Source organism: Mesoplasma florum L1 (assembly GCF_000008305.1).
GTDB classification, from domain to species: domain Bacteria; phylum Bacillota_I; class Bacilli_A; order Mycoplasmatales; family Mycoplasmataceae; genus Mesoplasma; species Mesoplasma florum.
This window is the reverse complement of the sequence record NC_006055.1, coordinates 40,047-58,890: the sequence shown is the minus strand read 5'-3', so window position 1 is coordinate 58,890 and position 18,844 is coordinate 40,047. Positions and strand designations below refer to the sequence as shown.

At 29.2% G+C, this 18,844-nt stretch carries 15 protein-coding genes and 1 riboswitch; of the genes, 2 read left to right on the top strand and 13 right to left on the bottom strand.

The window, feature by feature from the left end; all coding sequences use genetic code 4:
• The 7 genes from lpdA to metG all read right to left on the bottom strand — a co-directional run bounded on the left by lpdA (window position 1) and on the right by metG (window position 9,319).
• On the bottom strand, window positions 1-1,809 hold the full coding sequence (lpdA, locus tag MFL_RS00210; protein WP_011182939.1) for a dihydrolipoyl dehydrogenase: 1,809 nt from the start codon (window positions 1,807-1,809) through the stop codon (window positions 1-3).
• Window positions 1,810-1,824: 15 nt separating this feature from the next.
• Window positions 1,825-3,093 carry a dihydrolipoamide acetyltransferase family protein gene (locus tag MFL_RS00205; RefSeq protein WP_011182938.1) on the bottom strand — a complete coding sequence of 423 codons (1,269 nt, stop codon included), beginning with the start codon at window positions 3,091-3,093 and terminating at the stop codon, window positions 1,825-1,827.
• A gap of 20 nt (window positions 3,094-3,113) precedes the next feature.
• Entirely contained in the window at window positions 3,114-4,103 is a 990-nt protein-coding gene (locus MFL_RS00200) for an alpha-ketoacid dehydrogenase subunit beta (protein ID WP_011182937.1), read from the bottom strand.
• Window positions 4,103-5,215, bottom strand: coding sequence for a pyruvate dehydrogenase (acetyl-transferring) E1 component subunit alpha (gene pdhA, locus MFL_RS00195; protein WP_011182936.1), 1,113 nt, complete (start codon window positions 5,213-5,215; stop codon window positions 4,103-4,105). The genes MFL_RS00200 and pdhA overlap by 1 nt, the downstream gene beginning before the upstream one ends.
• Window positions 5,216-5,228: 13 nt before the next feature.
• Entirely contained in the window at window positions 5,229-6,233 is a 1,005-nt protein-coding gene (locus tag MFL_RS00190) for a lipoate--protein ligase (RefSeq protein WP_011182935.1), read from the bottom strand.
• A gap of 1 nt (window position 6,234) precedes the next feature.
• Complete coding sequence (locus tag MFL_RS00185; protein WP_011182934.1) at window positions 6,235-7,593, bottom strand: FAD-dependent oxidoreductase; 1,359 nt, start codon at window positions 7,591-7,593, stop codon at window positions 6,235-6,237.
• 196 nt (window positions 7,594-7,789) lie between these two features.
• The gene (metG, locus tag MFL_RS00180; protein WP_011182933.1) at window positions 7,790-9,319 is read right to left on the bottom strand and encodes a methionine--tRNA ligase; all 1,530 of its coding nucleotides are present in this window, start codon (window positions 9,317-9,319) and stop codon (window positions 7,790-7,792) included.
• Between the two features lie 88 nt (window positions 9,320-9,407).
• Window positions 9,408-9,496, top strand: a riboswitch (TPP riboswitch).
• A 29-nt stretch (window positions 9,497-9,525) separates the two neighbouring features.
• Here metG and MFL_RS00175 point away from each other — a divergent pair.
• Window positions 9,526-10,179 (top strand): energy-coupled thiamine transporter ThiT, encoded by a 654-nt coding sequence (locus MFL_RS00175; RefSeq protein WP_011182932.1) that lies wholly within the window; start codon window positions 9,526-9,528, stop codon window positions 10,177-10,179.
• A gap of 33 nt (window positions 10,180-10,212) precedes the next feature.
• Here the strand turns inward: MFL_RS00175 and MFL_RS00170 are convergent, their stop codons facing one another.
• The 3 genes from MFL_RS00170 to MFL_RS00160 form a co-directional block, all read right to left on the bottom strand.
• The gene (locus tag MFL_RS00170; protein WP_011182931.1) at window positions 10,213-11,664 is read right to left on the bottom strand and encodes a glycoside hydrolase family 1 protein; all 1,452 of its coding nucleotides are present in this window, start codon (window positions 11,662-11,664) and stop codon (window positions 10,213-10,215) included.
• Between the two features lies 1 nt (window position 11,665).
• Window positions 11,666-14,242, bottom strand: a complete 2,577-nt coding sequence (locus tag MFL_RS00165; RefSeq protein ID WP_011182930.1) for a glucose PTS transporter subunit IIA — start codon at window positions 14,240-14,242, stop codon at window positions 11,666-11,668.
• A 113-nt stretch (window positions 14,243-14,355) separates the two neighbouring features.
• Window positions 14,356-15,081, bottom strand: coding sequence for a transcriptional regulator (locus tag MFL_RS00160; protein WP_011182929.1), 726 nt, complete (start codon window positions 15,079-15,081; stop codon window positions 14,356-14,358).
• Between the two features lie 111 nt (window positions 15,082-15,192).
• Between MFL_RS00160 and MFL_RS00155 the strand changes: the two genes are divergently transcribed.
• Window positions 15,193-15,912, top strand: coding sequence for a glucosamine-6-phosphate deaminase (locus tag MFL_RS00155; protein WP_011182928.1), 720 nt, complete (start codon window positions 15,193-15,195; stop codon window positions 15,910-15,912).
• A gap of 35 nt (window positions 15,913-15,947) precedes the next feature.
• Here the strand turns inward: MFL_RS00155 and lysS are convergent, their stop codons facing one another.
• Genes lysS through MFL_RS00140 form a run of 3 tightly spaced genes read right to left on the bottom strand, consistent with a single transcriptional unit; the run spans window position 15,948 to window position 18,746 of the window.
• On the bottom strand, window positions 15,948-17,447 hold the full coding sequence (gene lysS / locus MFL_RS00150; protein ID WP_011182927.1) for a lysine--tRNA ligase: 1,500 nt from the start codon (window positions 17,445-17,447) through the stop codon (window positions 15,948-15,950).
• Window position 17,448: 1 nt separating this feature from the next.
• A complete protein-coding gene (dusB, locus tag MFL_RS00145) occupies window positions 17,449-18,426 on the bottom strand; it encodes a tRNA dihydrouridine synthase DusB (protein ID WP_011182926.1) in 978 nt (325 codons plus the stop codon).
• Window positions 18,427-18,428: 2 nt separating this feature from the next.
• Window positions 18,429-18,746, bottom strand: coding sequence for a DUF1904 family protein (locus MFL_RS00140; RefSeq protein WP_011182925.1), 318 nt, complete (start codon window positions 18,744-18,746; stop codon window positions 18,429-18,431).
• Between the last annotated feature and the right edge of the window lie 98 nt (window positions 18,747-18,844).

The window sequence follows — 18,844 nt, the reverse complement described above, 5'->3', positions numbered from 1 at the left end:
TTAAAGGTTTAATGATTTTCCTGATTCTAATGCTTCAGCTGCTTCACCAATAGCTTCACTCATAGTTGGATGAGGATGGATAGCTCTTGCCAATTCTGTAATAGTTCCTTCACATTCAATTAAAGTTGTGAATTCTGAGATCATGTCTGTTGCTCTATTTCCGATAATATGTGCACCTAATAAAGTTTTATATTTTGGTTCACAAATAATTTTTACAAATCCTGTTGTGTCATCATCAGCTAATGCTTTACCAATAGCTGCAAATGGGAATTTAAATGTTTTATATTCAACTCCCTCTTCTTTTAATTGTTGTTCAGTTTTACCAATCATAGCAATTTCAGGGTGTGAGTAAATACAGCTTGGTATTTTTGAATAGTCCATTTTGATATCATGTGCATCTGGTTTATTTGCTTTTAAAGCAATTCTGTTTGCTGTAACAATACCAGCGTGTGAAGCAACGTGAGCTAACATAATTTTACTTGTTACGTCCCCAATTGCATATACACCTTCTAAGTTTGTTTCACCATAATCATTTGCAATGATTGATTTACGTTCTGATAATTCAAGACCTATTCCATCAAATCCTTTAGTAACTGTTTTTCTTCCAATTGATTCTAAACAGTAATCTGATTTAACAGTTTGTTCTTTACCATCAATTTCAAATACAACTGATTTACCTTTAACTTCTTTAACTTTAGCATTAGTAAATATTTCAATTTTGTATTTTTCTTTTAATGTTTTTGTCATTAATGCTGTTACATCTTGATCTAACATAGGAAGAATTTTTGGTGCACCTTCAATAACAGTAACTTTTGTTCCTAAAGCTGCAAATAAACAACCAAATTCTATTCCGATAACACCACCACCAATTACAGTTAAAGTTTTTGGTATTTTTGGTAATGAAAGAATTTTTGTTGAATCGATTAAGAATCCACTTTCTCTTCCTTCTGCAAATCCTGGTAATGGTAATTCGTTTGGAACTGAACCACTAGCAATTATTAAATTGTCACAGTGGTATTTTTTGCCATTTACAGAGATTGTATTTTTATCTAAAGCTGATGCTTCACCAATAATTTGTTTTACACCATTTTTAGTTAATAATACTTTAACTCCACCAGTTAATTTATTAACAACACCGTCTTTACGCTCAAGTGCTTTATTTCAGTTTATGCTAGGTTCATCTTTTGTTTTCATATCAATACCTAAGTTAGCAGCTTTGTGAACTATATCTTCAAAAACTTTAGCTGTTCTTAATAATGATTTAGTTGGTATACATCCAACATTTAAACAAACACCACCATAATATTGTTTTTCAATAATTAATGTTTTTAATCCTAGTTGAGCTGTTTTAATAGCTGAAACATAACCACCAATACCAGCTCCTACAACAATAACATCAAAGCTTTCTTCAATATCTGTATGTTTTGTTGCAACTGGTGCTGGAGTTGGTTGAGCAGCAACATTTTGAGTTGGTGCTGGCCCTCTACTTGGAATTAAATCATTTGATACAGGAGTTGAACCAACAACTGAAGCATTTTCTTCCTCTGCAGCTGGTGCTGCCTCAACAGTAGCACTTCCATCATCAATTTCAATAACAACATCTCCAACTTTAATTTCTTGTCCTTCAGAAATTAAAACTTTGGCAATCTTTCCACCAACTGGTGCTGGAATTTCAGAGTTAACTTTATCTGTCTCAACAAAAAATAAAGCATCTCCTTCTTTTATTTCTTGCCCTAATTTAACAAGAACTTCTGCTACTTTTCCTTCAGTAAGCCCTTCTCCAATGTCGGCAAATTTTACTTTAAACATCTTGCTTCTCCTCTTTTACATTAATAGTAATGCTGGATTACTTAAATAATTTTCTATTTTCATTAAGAATCTTCCGGCATCTCCACCATCAATTATTCTATGATCACATGTCATTGAGAATGGCATGATTCAACCTGCTTTAATTTCATCTTTTACAAAAATAGGTGTTTTTGTCATTGTACCTACTCCTAAGATTGCTGACTCAGGTGAATTAATAATTGGTGTGGCATAATCTAATCCAACTGATCCAAAGTTTGAAACTGTAAAAGTTGCATCTTTCATTTCAGTCATTGCTAATTTACCATCTCTAGCTTTTTTAGCTAATTCACCAATTTTATTAGCGATTTCAAATATTGTTAAATGGTTTGCTCCTTTAATAACAGGAACCATTAAACCTTTTTCAGTATCAACTGCGATACCAATATTAATATTATGTACTTGTAAGATTGCATTGTTTTCAGCATCTATACGAACATTAATATTAGGCATTTCTTCCAATACTTTAGCAGCTGCTTTTACGATGAATGCTAAGTAAGTTAATTTAATTCCTTTTGATTCACATCCATCTTTTAACATTGCACGCATATCATATGTTGGAGTTATGTTAATATTTTTCATTCCTGTAAATGCTGCATTTTCTGATTGAGATTTAACCATTGCTTTAACAGTTGCTTTTCTAATTCCATTCATTGGGATTGAATCTCATGATAATGGTGCATCTACATCAACAGATTTAACAACTGTTTTAGTTGCTGAGTTTGTATTTGGAACGGCAACTGGTGCTGAATCTAAATCAGAAACTAAAATTCTTCCATGAGGTCCAGTACCTTTAATTGTTGATAAATCAATTTTTTTATCAGCTGCAATTTTTCTAGCTAAAGGTGTTGCTTTAACACCACTATTTGAAATTTCTGCTGCTGCATTTGTTGTTGCTCTTGAAGCAATAACATCATTTGATACAGGTGTTGACCCTACAACTGAAGCATTTTCTTCAATTGGTTCATTCTTAGTTTTAATTTCTGCTACAGGTGTTACTTCAGCCGCTGAAGAACCATCATCAATTTCAATAACAACATCTCCAACTTTAATTTCTTGTCCTTGAGAAATTAAAATATTTGCAATCTTTCCACCAACTGGTGCTGGAATTTCAGAGTTAACTTTATCTGTCTCAACAAAAAATAAAGCATCTCCTTCTTTTATTTCTTGCCCTAATTTAACAAGAACTTCTGCTACTTTTCCTTCAGTAAGCCCTTCTCCAATGTCGGCAAATTTTACTTTAAACATATTATTCTAATTCCTCTCTACTAAAATTTGTAGTCAAGCACTTTTTTAATTGCTTCTACAACTTTCTGTGGGTTCACTTGGTGGAATCCTTCCCCTCTGTCATAAGGAATAACAACATCATATCCAGTACATCTTGCTAAAGGTGCTTTTAACGAGTCAAAACAATTTTCATTAACTGTTGCAATAATTTCTGCAGGTACACCAAATGATCTAACCGCTTCACTAACAACTAATAATCTTCCTGTTTTTTTAACTGATTCAATTACCATTTTTTTATCTCATGGTTGAATTGAACGTAAATCAATTAATTCAATTGATGCTGTTGGGTGAGTTGATTTAATCATTTCAACAGCTTTCATACAGTCCACTGTTTGTGCTCCATATGTAACAATTGTTAAATCATTTCCTTCTTGAATTTTGTAACCTTCACCAATTGGAACTGTATAGTATCCATCTGGTACTTCTTGTTTAAATGCACGGTATAACTTAGTTGGTTCTAAAACAATAACTGGATCTGGTGATTCAATTGCTGCTAATAATAAACCTTTTGTATCATAAGGTGTAGAAGGCATAACTGTTTTAATACCTGGAATATGTGCAAAGATAGCTTCTAAAGCTTCTGAGTGATGTTCTAAGGCTCTAATTCCTCCACCCATTGGCATTCTAATAACCATAGGTGCTGTTCATTTACCACGGCTTCTATTTCTCATACGTGAAATATTAGCAATAACGTTTTGTAATGCTGGTAATCCTAAACCTTGGAATTGTAATTCAACAACAGGTTTCATACCATTCATTGCCATTCCTAATCCAACACCAGCAAACATTGCTTCTGAAATAGGGGCATTAAAACTTCTTTCAATTCCATATTTTTGTTGTAATCCTTGAGTAGCTCTAAAAACTCCACCTTCTAAACCAACGTCCTCACCAAAAACAATAACGTTTTTATCACGGTCCATTGCAACATCAAGTGCTTCAGTAACTGCTTTAATATTATTAATAACTGCCATTAGTGGTGTCCTCCGTCTTTAGTTTCTGGGTATTTAGCAAAAAACTCTTTAGCTTCTGCTAGTTGATCTTTTAAATCATTTGTTAATTCAGCATATTGATAGTTGAATATATCTTCAATTGGGTAGTTTTTATTTTGTTCTACTCAAGCAAATTCAGCTGCAATATGTTTATCTTGCTCTTCATTTAAAGCAGTTTGTTTTTCTTCACTTCAAATTCCTTTTTCAATCATATAAGCTTTTAATCTTATTAATGGTTCATAAGGAACTCTATCTTCAAATTCACCTTTTGGACGGTAAACGTCTGGTGCATCTGATGAAGAGTGGGCTCCAAGTCTATATGTATCAAATTCAATTAATACAGGACCGTTTCCGCTTCTTGCAAATTCAACAGCTTCTTTTGCTACAGCATAACTTGCTAAGAAGTCATTTCCGTCAACTTTAATTGATGGAGTTCCTGTTGCTATTGCTTTAACTGCAATATTTAAAGATTTTGTTTGTTGAACAGTTGGAGTTGAAATAGCTCATTTGTTATTTTCACAAACAAATACAACTGGTAATTCATGTAACTTAGCGAAGTTCATTGCTTCATAAGTTTCACCTTCACTCATTCCACCATCTCCAGTTGTTGTAACTGCTACACCTTTTTTACCTTGGTATTTTTCAGCAAAAGCAATTCCAGTTGCTTGAGAGTATTGTGAACCAATAATAATGTTTGGTGGTAATGAATTAACACCTTCTGGTGCTTTTGCTCCAGCTTCATTTCCTGCTCAATATAACATAATGTTTCTAACTGTTTGACCCATTGTCAATCAAGCTGCGTTATTTCTATATCCAGAAACGAAGAAATCGTTCTTTGGATCAATAACCATTGTATATGCAACTTCACAAGCTTCTTGTCCTGTTGAACTTAAGAAAGATAATAATCTTCCTTGTCTTTGCATTTTGTTTTGGTAATCATCTTGTCTTCTTGAAAGATTCATAATTGAGTATGCTTTTATTAATTCTTCATCAGAAATTGATGGAGCTAATTTAGGATTAATGATTTTACCATCTTTATCCATTACACGAACAATTTCATCTTTTTGAGGATCAAATTTTCCTATATATTTCATATTTATACCTTTCTTAATTGAATATTAAATTCAAAATATCTTCTGCTTCAAAGTTATCACCAAATATTTCTTTTAATGCAAACTTATCTAGAATGTTTTTAACTGAGTGATAATCATAATTAACATTTAATAATGAAAATTCTAATGCTTCAGTTCCAATGTACCCTAAGAAGTCCCCATAAATTTTAATATTTTGGATTTTTCCCTTATCAACATTTATTTTAATTTCTGTTAAACCTTTTGATTCTAAGTATTTCTTGTTACTGATTTCAAAATTTTCATTTTTAGCAAATGTTCAATCACGAGATTGATACTTTTCTTCAAAACATTTATTAATAGCTAATTCATCAGTTTCACTAAATTCGATTCATTTAGTTTCTTCATTTTTTGTATAGCTATTTATTATATTGTTTATAAAGTCAGTAAGTTCAATATTTTTATTTATACCTTCTAAAAGTGCTTTTATATTTGCAACTCTAGCTGGTTTAGATTTAACTTTTTGGTGTTTAATTTTTTCAGGATCTACATTTAAATATTTTAAAATTCTTGGTAATTCAACATCAAACAATAATGTACCATGTTGTAGAATTTTATTATTTGTTTTTAATTGTGCATTTCCTGATATTTTATAACCGTCAATTTCAATATCATTTCTTCCTGAGAAATTAGCATTTAAACCTTCAGATCTTAAATACTGAATAATTGGTTGTAAAGCAATTTCAAAGTTAGATTGTGAATTTTTATCATTGTTAACAATTAGTGAATAACACACATTTCCCATATCATGGAAAACAGTACCTCCACCCGTGTTTCTTCTTATAATTTTTACTTCATCTTTCATCGCTTCAGCAATGTTAATTTCAGCATAAGTATTTTGATTTCTACCAACAACAATTGTGTTGCTATTTTGTCAAATATACAAAATAGGGTCTTTAGTTTGGTAATGATATGTCAAATACTCTTCAACAGCTAAGTTGTATGCTGGATCGTTTGATTTTGAAATAAATAGATTAATCATCTTATTTTTTAAAGTAATTTAATCCTAATACTTCTAAACCTGCTAATGTAACAAAGTTGTATGGCTTGTTGAAGTGAGGTAAGAAGAATATATCAACTAATGGCAATTCATCAATAGTTAATTCTTTTTGAATTCCTAATGAAAGCATATACATAATTTCTGTATGGTTATTTTCACTAGCTACTTGAGCTCCAATAATTTTTCTGGTTTTTTTGTCTCATACTAATTTAATTCAAGCTTCTTTATAAGTTGACATAAATTCTGGACGGTCTGAATCAGATAATAAAATTGCTTCATAATCTAATCCCATTTTTTTAGCACTTGTTTCACTTACACCAGCTGAAGCCATTTTAAATCCAAATACTTCAATACCATTTGCTCCTGTGAAACCTGGTGATGCTAATTTATTTCCATTAACAATATTTGCTGCTGCAAGAATACCTGTTCTAACTGCAGTAGTTGCTAATTGAATTGGCATTTCCATGTTTAATGCTTTATTGAAAACTGTTGAACAATCTCCAATTGCATAAATATCTGGGTTTGATGATTGACAGTATTCATTTGTTAAAATAGCTTTTCTGTCATTTAATTCAACAACACCTTCTAATTGTTTAGTTTGAGCAACTACACCAACTGAGAAGATTACGTAATCAGTTGGAATTTCTTCTTTGTCAGTAACAACATGTGTAACTTTTCCATTAGCACCTTTAAATTCTTTAACACCTTGGCTTAAAGCTAATTTAACTCCAGCTTTTTCCATTCTTTCTTCAACGTGTTTTGTAAATTCTGCATCATAGTATACTGGCATGATTCTATCAGCAAAGTCAACTAATGTAACTTCTTTACCATGAGCAACAAATGCATCAACTAATTCAACTCCAATATATCCAGCTCCTACAACAGTAACTTTTTTGATTGAATCATCTAGGTTTGCTTGTTGAATTTTTTTAGCATGGTCATAGTTTTTACAAATTTGTACACCTTTTAAGTCTAATCCTGGGATTGGTGGTAATAAAGGTCATGTACCTGTTGCAACAATAACTTTATCGTAATTGTCTTCGAATGTTTCACCTGTTTCTAAGTTTTTAATTAAAACAGTTTTTTTATCAGCATCAATTGAAACTCATTCATGTTTCATTTTTACATTGATTCCTTCTGATTCTAAAATTTCTGGTGTTGCGTAAAATAATCCATTTGGATCTTTAACTTCACCTTTAACTCATAAAGCGATTCCACATCCTAAAAATGAAATAACATCATTTCTATCATAAGTAGTAACTTCGATTTCTGGGTTAAGTCTTTTTAATGTTCTAACTGCAGTTGTTCCTGCATGGTTAGTACCTAAAACAATAACTTTCATATTTATAACTCCTCTTAATAATTTTTATTTATTGGAATAAATATCCAATAAAGTGTGTAAATTTATACAATTTTGGAAAATTTTTCAAAAATAACATAAAAAAATAAAAAATATTCCTATATTTATTATACTCTCTATGGGCTTAATAGCAAACTTTTATCCTTGTTTAATATTAAAAAAATGGCTTATAAAGCCATTAATTAACTCTTTTGAAGATAATTTTTTTATCTCCTAATTTTTTAAATATTATTTTATCTCAATTGTTTATTTTATCAAACGTTAATTCAACACCACTTAAACCAATTTGCTCAATCATATCTTCATAGTTTTCTACAAGTATTGGTTTTAACAAGAAAACCATAATAGATATATTACGTTGCAATGTTGCCATTACATTTTTTAGTTCATCTATTTTTTCTTCTTTAGCTAAATTTCAAGGCATTGTTTCTTCGATGTATTTATTACATGCATTACCTAAGTCTAATATATTTCTTATTGCATCACTGATTTTGTATTGATCCATATTTTGTATATATAAATTAATTGTTTCAATACCTTTCGCTGTTAAGTTGTCATCATACACAATATTGTCGTTTTCAATAAAACCATCAAAATATTTAGTTATCATTTGATTTATTCTTGATATTAAGTTACCAACATTATTAGCTAAGTGTGCATTAAAAGATTCAATAAATAAATCATCAGTAAAATTACCATCTTTTTCTGTTGGTAACTCATAACCAATATAAAATCTTAAAGCATCTGCTCCATATTTGTTAATCATCTCTATTGGATCAATAACGTTTCCTAGAGACTTACTCATCTTTGTGTCTTTGCTTAAAATTCAACCATGACCCAATAAGTGTGTTGGTTGGCGTAAGCCTAGTGATTTTAAAATTATAGGTCAATATATTGAATGGAAACGAATAATTTCTTTACCTGCTAATTGTAAAATTTCTGTATTTTCATCAGCTCAAAATTTTTGAAAATTTGAATCATCATTTTGTAAATAACCAAGAGCTGTTATATAGTTTGTTAAAGCATCTAATCAAACATAAACAACATGCTTTGGATCTTCATTAATAGGTATACCTCATGAAAAAGAAGTTCTTGTTACTGATAAGTCTTTAAGCTCTGGTTTAACAAAAGAATTTAACATTTCATTTCTTCTATATGCTGGAATTAAAAATTCACTTGCTAAAACTTCATTTTCCATGAACTCTTGAAATAAAGAAGTTTTTAAAAAGTAAGTTTCTTCTTTAACTAATTCTAATTTTGTATTAGATATTTTACACATATTGTTTTCGTCTATTTGATCAGCATTTAAAAATTCTTCACAACTAATACAATATAATCCTTCATAATTGCCTTTGTAAATAAAACCTTTATCTAATAATAAAGTAAATATTTTTTTAACAGTTTCTTCATGATATGAATCTGTAGTTCTTATAAATTTTGTGTAGTCAATTTTTAAAGCTTTTCAAAGTGTTTTAAAACTTTCAACTTTATCTTCAAGATAATCAATTGGTGTTAAGCCAGCTTCTGTTGCTTTTTCTTCTATTTTTTGACCGTGTTCATCACTACCAGTTAAGAAGAATGTTTCATAACCTTGCATGTCTTTATATCTTTTAAGAATATCAGCTAAAGTTGTTGTGTATGCATGTCCTATATGTAAGTTACCACTTGGGTAATAGATTGGTGTTGTTACGTAAAATTTCTTAGGCATATATGATACCTCTTTCTATAATTATTGTTATTTATAATTTTACCAAAAAACAAATTATTTTTTTAAAATAAAATGCTACTATTAAAGAGTAAGAAGGCAGAGGTAGCGAAAGCTTGAGAAATACTCTTAGAACCTGATCTAGTTAATACTAGCGTAGGAAGTCCTAAAATATTTTTTCTGTCTTTTTATGTAGGAGGTTCTTTTACATGAAAAGATATTTTTATTTGAGCATTAAAAAGATAACAACAAAAGATATTGCTGTTATGGGTTTGATGTTATCTTTGTATTTAGTATTAAATTTAATAGCGGGATATAGTATACCGCCATTTTTTATAACATTAAATTTACAATTTATACCATTATTTGTTTTAGCTTGTTATACAGATTGATTACGAACACTAATTGTTGTTTTCTTGGCAGGTATAATAGCATTCTTCATGCCTGCAAACTACGATTCAGCAATTCCTTTGGCATATTTATTTGATTATTTTATTCCGCTTCTTTTAGTTGCTTTATGCAGTGTTTTTATTCCAAGAGAGTACAAACAATATTTAGAAAAAGCAAATGTAAATTTAAAATTTTGAGACAGAGTTAAATTCAACGTTAAAAGAATTAGTTTATGAATTTTAAATAGATGGGTTTTTATATTAGTTATAATAATTTATTCATTTTTAGGCTTCTGATCAAAAACTTTTGCGGGCGTTTTATTTTATGGACAATATGCCCCTGAAGGTCAAGGGGTTTGAATATATTCAATGAGTGTTAATGCAGTTAACTCTGTATTTGATTTACTATTATATTTGATAACAATACCAATTATTTGTTATACATTAACACCGTTGAAAAATAAAATATATTAAGACAAAAAACTTTCCTAAGAAAGTTTTTTATTTTTATAATTCTTTTGTTTTTATAAAGTTTTTGAATCACTCAAATGATTTCTTTTTAAATCTATTTCCAGTTCCTTTATGATAATCATCATAATCAACAAATATTAAACCATATCTTTTTGACATTTCATTTGTTGATAAACTAACAACATCAATTGGAGTTCACATTGTATAACCAAATACATCAACCCCATCTTTAATTGCTTCGTTTATTTGTTCAAAATGTTTTGATAGATATTCTATTCTATAATCATCATCAACTGTGTTATTTTCATTTAAAGTTTCAATTACACCAATTCCATTTTCTGAAATGAATAAAGGCAATTGATATCTATCTCATAGTTCATTTAAAGTTATTCTTAAACCAATAGGATCAATTTGTCATCCCCATTCAGTTGCTTTTAAGAATGGGTTTTTTCCACCCATCATTAAATTACCACCTGCTGCATCTTTTAATTCTTTTGAAATTGTTGATGTCATATAGTAACTAAATGTAATATATTGAATATTATTATTTTTAATTACTTCCATTTCTTCAGGAGTTGTTTCAAATTTAATATTATTTTCTTTGAAATATCTTTTTGAATATGATGGATAATCTCCTTTTACCATTACATCATAGTAGAAATATCTTTGCATTTGTTGAGTAGCTAAATTTTCTCAAATATTTACAGGGTTACAATCTGATGAGTATGTTGTCATGTTAGCAACCATACACCCAATTTTAATATTGCTTGAAATAGATTTTGCTAGCTCAATAACTTTTGCTTGGGCATAAAATTGATTATGTAAACCTTGTCATGAAGCATTTTTATAATCTTCAGTAGTATCAAAGTCTTCTCTAAAAATACCTAAACCTGTTGTTGGAGCTAATGTAGCTACGTTGATTTCATTGAATGGTAATCAATATTTAACTAAGTCTTTGTATTCTTTCATAATAACTGTTGCAAATTTAATGTATAAATCAATAACTTTTTTGTTTGATCAACCACCATATTTTTTTGTTATTGGATATGGTACATCATAATGTTGAATAGTTAACATTACTTCCATTCCATTTTTTTTGCATTCTTCAAATACATCTTTATAAAATTTAATACCTGCTGCATTTGGTTGTGCTTCATCACCATTAGGAAATATTCTTGATCAAGCAATTGACATTCTATAAATGTTCATTCCTGCTTCTTTGAATAAAGCTATATCTTCTTTATATCTGTGATAAAAATCAATGCCAATTCTTTTTGGATAATGAAGGTTATCTTTATTATCAATTGATTTCTCATAATCAGATCTTGTATATTTATTTAATTCATCTACGCTTTTTCTATCTAGGTTTGGATTGAAAGGTCTCATTTCTGCAATTGTTAATGATTTCCCTTCCGCATCAAAAGCTCCTTCAACTTGAGAAGCTGAAGTTGCACCTCCTCATAAAAAATCTTTTTTTTCAAATTTCATATTACACCTCTTTATTTTTTAATTTTACTTTAAATTCTTTTGGCATTTTATAAACGACTTTATCTTGTAAACCATATCCAATTTCAACACTGTTTAAGGCATTTGAATAAAGTTTTGAATAGTTAGCCAACTCAGAAACAGTTTCTTGATTTTGAATATAATCAATATATTTCTGAATACTTAATTCATTTTGTTTTTTAGCTTTTTCATAAATTAAAACTAATTCAGCATTTTCTTTAATGTAATTTTCTTTTTCGTCAGCTATTTTTTGTTTTTCTTGTTCTAAACTATAAGAATTAAATTCAGCAATTGCTTTTTTAACTAGTTCTGCATTTTGTTTTTTAGCTTTTTTCAATTTATTAACTCTGTTAAATAATTTAGTTTTATGTTTTTCTTCTTTTTCTTCTAGTGAAATTAATGAAGCTTCAAATTTTGAAATATTTTGAATGTATTTTTCATATTTTAAATAAGCTTCTTTGTTTTCTTTAAACATTTCTGTAATTGCTAAAAGTTTTTCATTTATTTCTTTTTTAGCTTTTTCTGATAATTTTGTATTTTTTAAAATTGAATCAATTTTTTTATTTAATTTTTGTGAGTATTTTGTTTCATTTACTTTTTGTGAATATGTTAAGAACATAAGTCCTAAAGCAACTGCAACTGTTATAACAAAGATCAGAGCAAGTAATAGTTGATTTGTTAAACCATCAACACCAAGGATGTATAAGAATCCCTGTGCTGCACCTGGGTTAACTTGAGCAATACCAATAATACCTGAAATTGTTCCACCTACAAAGGCAGCAACACAACCTACTAAGAAAGGTTTCACTTTAGGCAAGTTAGTTGAGTAAATAATTGGTTCTGTAATACCAAATACCCCTCCTGGTATTGCTCCTAATGCTACTCTTCTTTCCATTGGGTTTTTAGTTAGAATTGCAACTCCTAAACAGGCTCCTACTTGAGCAAATACAGCGATCTGCAATGCTGGTAAGAATATACTTGGTTCTTGTTGAGTCATTAATGGAATTAACAATGTCATTGCCACTCCCACGTGAACCCCTGTTAAAACAAGTGGTTGTCATATCATCGCAAATAAACCTACACCTATTCCAAGCGGAATATATCCCAGCCCTTTTACAACATATGTCATACCAAATTCAACTAATGATAACGCCGGTCCAATTACAAATAAAACAGGAACTACTGTTAGAACAACAACTATTGCTGCTCTAAACACAATATCAATTGCTGCTGGCATTCATTTTTTTACTCAAATGTCAATATAAACAGCCATAATACCTGCTGCTAGATAAGGTAGAACACTACCTTCATAAGATTTAATAACAATTGGATAATTTGAAATTGAGAATAAGTATCATCCTCTAGAACCAAATTGTGCATCCATTATAAATTTACCAAATTCATATTCTGATGGATTAGTTATAGCATTTGATTCAGCACCTGTTCCCATAAAGAATCTAGATGCTAATATTATTCCTATTAACAAACCATATAATGGGTCTCCACCAAAATATTTGGTTGTGTTATAACAAAAGAACACACCAATTAGTAAAATTCCTGATTTAGATAATACGAACAATATTAATGACAGCATATCTGCTTCAATTGTTTTATCTCCACTACCTAAATCTACTGTTACACCAATAGTATTTAGTATTGAATAAATTGCAGCGATTATACCTGCACTCATTAAAATAGGAATGTTGGGCGCCATAATACCTGCAATGGCTGCAAATATTTTTTGAGATAAAGTTGAAGTTGCAATTTCTTCAGTGCCTTGTGATGATATTTCAACTTGAGCATTATCAAGTTTTAAAATTTCATCTTTAACTTTGTAGCACTCACCTCCAATAATAACTTGTAATTCTGAACCATTTCAATTGATTCCTTTTACAATAGAGTTTTTTTCTATTTTGGTTGAATCAACAAGATCCTTATTTTTAATTTTGAATCTAAGTCTTGTCATACAGTTATAAACATCAGAAAAGTTTTGTCTACCACCAACTAGTTCAATGAACTCTTTTGCTGTTTTTGCATACTTACTTTCAAATTTAATAATATCTTCATTTTCTTTTTCGATTTTAGCTTTCTTTTTTATTTCAGAAGTAACCTCAAAAACACAAATTAATTCTCCTTTTTTATAAGTTCCTTCTTTGAATTTTTTAATTTTTATTTTTTTATCTGTACTTGTAAAAATTATAGGTGTTTCTGTTGAAAGGTTATTTTCTCTAATTGATTTTAAATCAACTGAAAAAATTTGATCACCTAATTTTACAGACATATTTTGTCGTAAATTAGTTTTGAATGGTTTTCCATTTAAATTAACAGTGTCTATTCCACAGTGAATTAAGAACTCACAACCTTGAACTTCAAAACCGTACGCGTGTTTTGTCTCGAAAACCATTGTGCATGTTGCATTTTCAAATGGAGATGTGAAAACATTATTCTTGGGTTCAATAACGATTCCGTCACCTAGCATTTTTCCTGCAAAAGTTGGGTCACTGCATTTTTGCATTGATTTAACTTCACAATTTACGGGAGCATATATTTTAATTTCCATATTTTTATTTCCTTTCAATAATATTTTCCAATTTATTGTTCTATTTTGGAGAAAGCAAAAAAAAAAAAAAAACAAGCCCTACTTTTTGTAAAGTACTTGTCTTTATTTAATAATTACTTTAACGACAATTTATTTGCTATTTCATGACACATCATCATAACAGATAAGTTTCTGTTAACAAAAGAATGATCCTGACTAAATTGTATTTGTTCGCATTCAAACTTAACTTTATTCTTTTGTTTTTCACTAATAACTAAAAAGTTTTTTATTTGCTTTTTGCTTTTATTTATTTCTTGCAAAAATATTTCTAAAGTTTCGTTATCTCTTCCAGAAAAAAATATAATGTTTACAGCTTGCTTTGAAATTTTAGTGTTAGCAAATAAAACATTTTGATAAAGTATTTTAGAATCAATGTCAAATGAAAGTAAAAGTTTATTCAATAAACTAATAGATTCCTGTAACTGATATGAGCCAAATATATTAACTTGTACATTCTTTACTTCAATTGCTTTGCATAATTTATCAATAAAGTCTTCATGCAATGATATTCATTCTATTAAGCTAGAAAAATTCTTATTTTTTTTAGTTGTCTTTTTAACAAAAAAAGAATTATGGTCTTCTTTTAAAAAAAATATCATTTCTCTATATCCAGAAAAACCCAAGTACTTACTAAACTTTGTAACAGTTGATTCACTTACAAAACATTCTTCGGCCAACTCTTTTGATTTTTTAAAATTCCCATTCCTAATTGATGACAATAAACTTACTGACATATTTTTATAAGCAGAATCAACATAACCTTTTGATAGATACTCTAGTTTTTCGTAAAAATTTTCCATAATCCTCCTAGAAATAAATTTTAGATTAGTAAAGTAGTTTACTTAAAAAATATTTTTTACACATTTCAATAAATTAAAACTTATATTAATTATATACAAAGAGGTAAACATATGAAAATAATAAAAACAAAAGATTATGAAAGCATGACCGATAAAACAATTGAAGCTTTCATGGAAATACTTGAAAAAAATAAGCACAAAGAGCGAATTAATGTTTCTGTAACTGGTGGTAATAGTCCAAAACTATTTTACTCAAAAATAATAAGTATTTTAAATGAACTTGCATACTTAGATAAAATACACTTCTATAACTTTGATGAAGTGCCTTTTAGAAATGACCTTTCAACAGGTATTACCAGTAAAGATTTAGAAGAATTGCTTTTTAGCAAAGCAAAAATTAAACAAAAAAATATTCATAGACTAAATGTTCTAAATTATAAAGAATATATAGATCAATTATACAAAGATGGTGGTCTAGATGTCGTTCTTTTGGGAATTGGTATAGATGGTCATTTTTGTGGAAACATGTCTGGTGTTACAAAATTTGGTGACAAAACAAGACTTATAAATAATATTGACTTAGAAGGAAATATTAGCGTTCCTAAACTAGACCTAAACTTATTTCATGATCAGTTTGTAACAATGGGACCTAGAGATATTATGGCTGCAAGAAATATTATTATGATTGCAAATGGAAAAGGCAAAGCTGAGGTTATTGATCAAATTGTTAATGGTCCAGTTATTGAAAAAGTTCCTTCTTCAATATTAACACTACATCCTTTCTTTACCTTAATATTAGACGAAGAAGCTAACAGTATAGCCAATGCATAAAGAAAACAAACCATTAAGGTTTGTTTTTTAACATATTAATCTCTTGGTTTTAACTGTGGGAATAATAATACATCCTTAATTGATTCAGAATTTGTTAATAACATAACTAAACGATCAATTCCAAATCCGATACCTGCAGTTGGTGGCATTGCGTGTTCCAACGCTTCAATAAAGTCAATGTCCATTTCAGTTGCTTCATCATTTCCCGCCGCAGCTTCTTTTATTTGTTCATTAAATCTATCATATTGATCGATTGGATCATTTAATTCACTAAATGCATTTGCATATTCTCTTCCGACAATAAACAACTCAAAACGATCAGTGAATCTTGAATCTTCAGCATTCGATTTAGATAAAGGTGATATTTCTTTTGGATGTCCATAAACAAAAGTTGGTTCAATAATTGTAGACTCAACAAATTCTTCATAGAATAAGTTAATAATATGTCCAACTGTATAATTATGTTTTTCAACATGCACATTATGTTTTTTAGCTAACTCTAGAGCTTCTTCAACAGTCATTTCTTTTCAGAAATCTACTCCTGTCACTTGTTTAATTCCATCAACCATATGTAAGCGTTTAAATGGTTTTGATAAATCTAGTTTATGTCCACCATATTCTATAACTGATGATTCGTTAACTGCAGCATTACATTTTCTGAATATTTCTTCAGTTAAGTCCATTAAGAAGAACATATCTTCATATGCAACATACAATTCTAAAGAAGTAAATTCTGGATTGTGTCTTGTGCTCATTCCTTCATTTCTAAAGATTCTTCCAATTTCATAAACTCCATCAAATCCACCAACAATTAATCTTTTTAAATGTAGCTCTGTTGCAATTCTTAAATATACATCAACATCTAAAGCATTGTAATGTGTAATAAAAGGTTTAGCAGCGGCTCCACCTTTTACACTGTGCAAAATAGGTGTTTCAACTTCCATATACCCACGTTCATCAAGAATTTGTTGCATTGTTCTAATAATTTTAGTTCTTGCTTGAAAAACTCTTTTTGATTCAGGGTTTGTGATTAAGTCAACATATCTTCTTCTGTATTTTTCTTCAATGTCTTGAATACCAGCATGTTTATCTGGTAAAGGTCTTAAAGCTTTTGATAATAAAGTATATTCTTTTGCTCTTAGTGAAAGTTCACCATGGTTTGTTTTCATCATAATTCCTTTAAACCCAACAATATCTCCAAGATCTAGTTCTCTGAAGTTAGCAAATGCTGCATCACCAATTTCGTCTTGTCTTACATAAACTTGAATATCTGAATCTTGATCTTCAATATTTAAGAATGCTGCTTTATTACCAGCCTCACGATAAAGTTTAATTCTTCCTGCAATGCTAATTTCTGTTTGTTGTAAAGTTGCTAACTCATCTTTTTCATATCCACCAAATAATTCAATCAATTCTTTTAAAGAATGTGTTCTTACATACTTGCTAACTTCATAAGGATTAGATTTGTTTTCAATTAATTTTTCAAGTTTAGCTCTACGAACTAATTCTTGTTCAGTAAATTTTCTTTCTGACATTTTATACCTCTTTATACTTTTCTATAATATTTTCTAAATCACTAAATGTGTTAATCTTATTTGCTTCTTCTTTTAACTGATTTAAAATTTCTGTTTTTGGCAATGCTGCAAAATATCAAGTTAAATGTTTTCTAAATTCTCTAATTGCACTACCTTCGTCTTGTTTATAATCTATTAACATTTTAGCATGCTTCAATACTGTTTCTTTTCATTCTGCAAAACTTGGCTTATCTAATTCTTCACCTGTCTCTAAAAAGTGTGCAATTTCTCTAAAAATTCAAGGATTACCTTGGCATCCTCTTGAAATCATTACTCCATCACAACCAGTTAATTCTAACATTGCTTTTGCGCTTGGCCCGTCAATAACATCACCATTACCAATAACTGGAATATTTACAGCTTCTTTAACTTCTTTTATTTTTTCTCAATCTGCATGGCCTGAATAAAATTCACTTCTTGTTCTTCCATGAACAGTAATTCCGCTAGCTCCTGCTTTTTCAATTAATTTAGAAACTTCAACAGCATTAACACTTTCTTTATCTCAACCTAATCTAATTTTTGCAGTAACTGGCTTTGATGTATTTTCAACAACTGCTTTTACAATGTCATATATTAATTCCGGTGTCTTTAATAAACTTGATCCACTCGCTGATCTAACAGCTACTTTTGGTGCAGGACAACCAATGTTTAAATCTATAATGTCACAATCAACATTTTCATCAATTCACTTTGTCGCCACAATAAATGATTCAACATCATTCCCAAAAATTTGCATACTCATTGGGTGTTCTTTTTTTTCAACTGCTAACATGCTAAATGTTTTTTTGTTGTTATGTGTCATTCCTTCTACAGAAACCATTTCAGCACAAACTAAATCAGCACCTTTTTCTTTTGATATTAATCTAAATGGTGGATTAGATACACCAGCCATTGGCCCTTGAACTAATTTACCTTTTATTTCTACATTTCCTATTTTCATACTTATCCTCTTTTTTCGTTATTAACGTATAAGTCATTATTTATTTCAGTAAATTTTACAGATACATTAACCCCTTGGTTACCAAAAAAATTGGTTAAGTGTTGAACTAATAAAACTCTTGATTCTTCAGATCTTTTAAGTCAGTCTACTTCAACATAAATTCTTTTATTTGTGTTTTTAGCTACAAAAATATTGTTGTTGTTAACCATCATTAAAATTGCTTCAGGCTTTGAAACAATTAAGTCAGCTATCTCGTTTATTTTTTTTGAATATTCTTTTACTTTTTCTTCAGTAGTACCGTTGAATTTTAAGATTGGCATAAAATCACTCTTTTCTTTTATTTATTTTAACAAAATAAAATTCAAACAACAAAACTTATAAAACAAATTAAAAAGTTTTATTCAAACATGAACAAAAC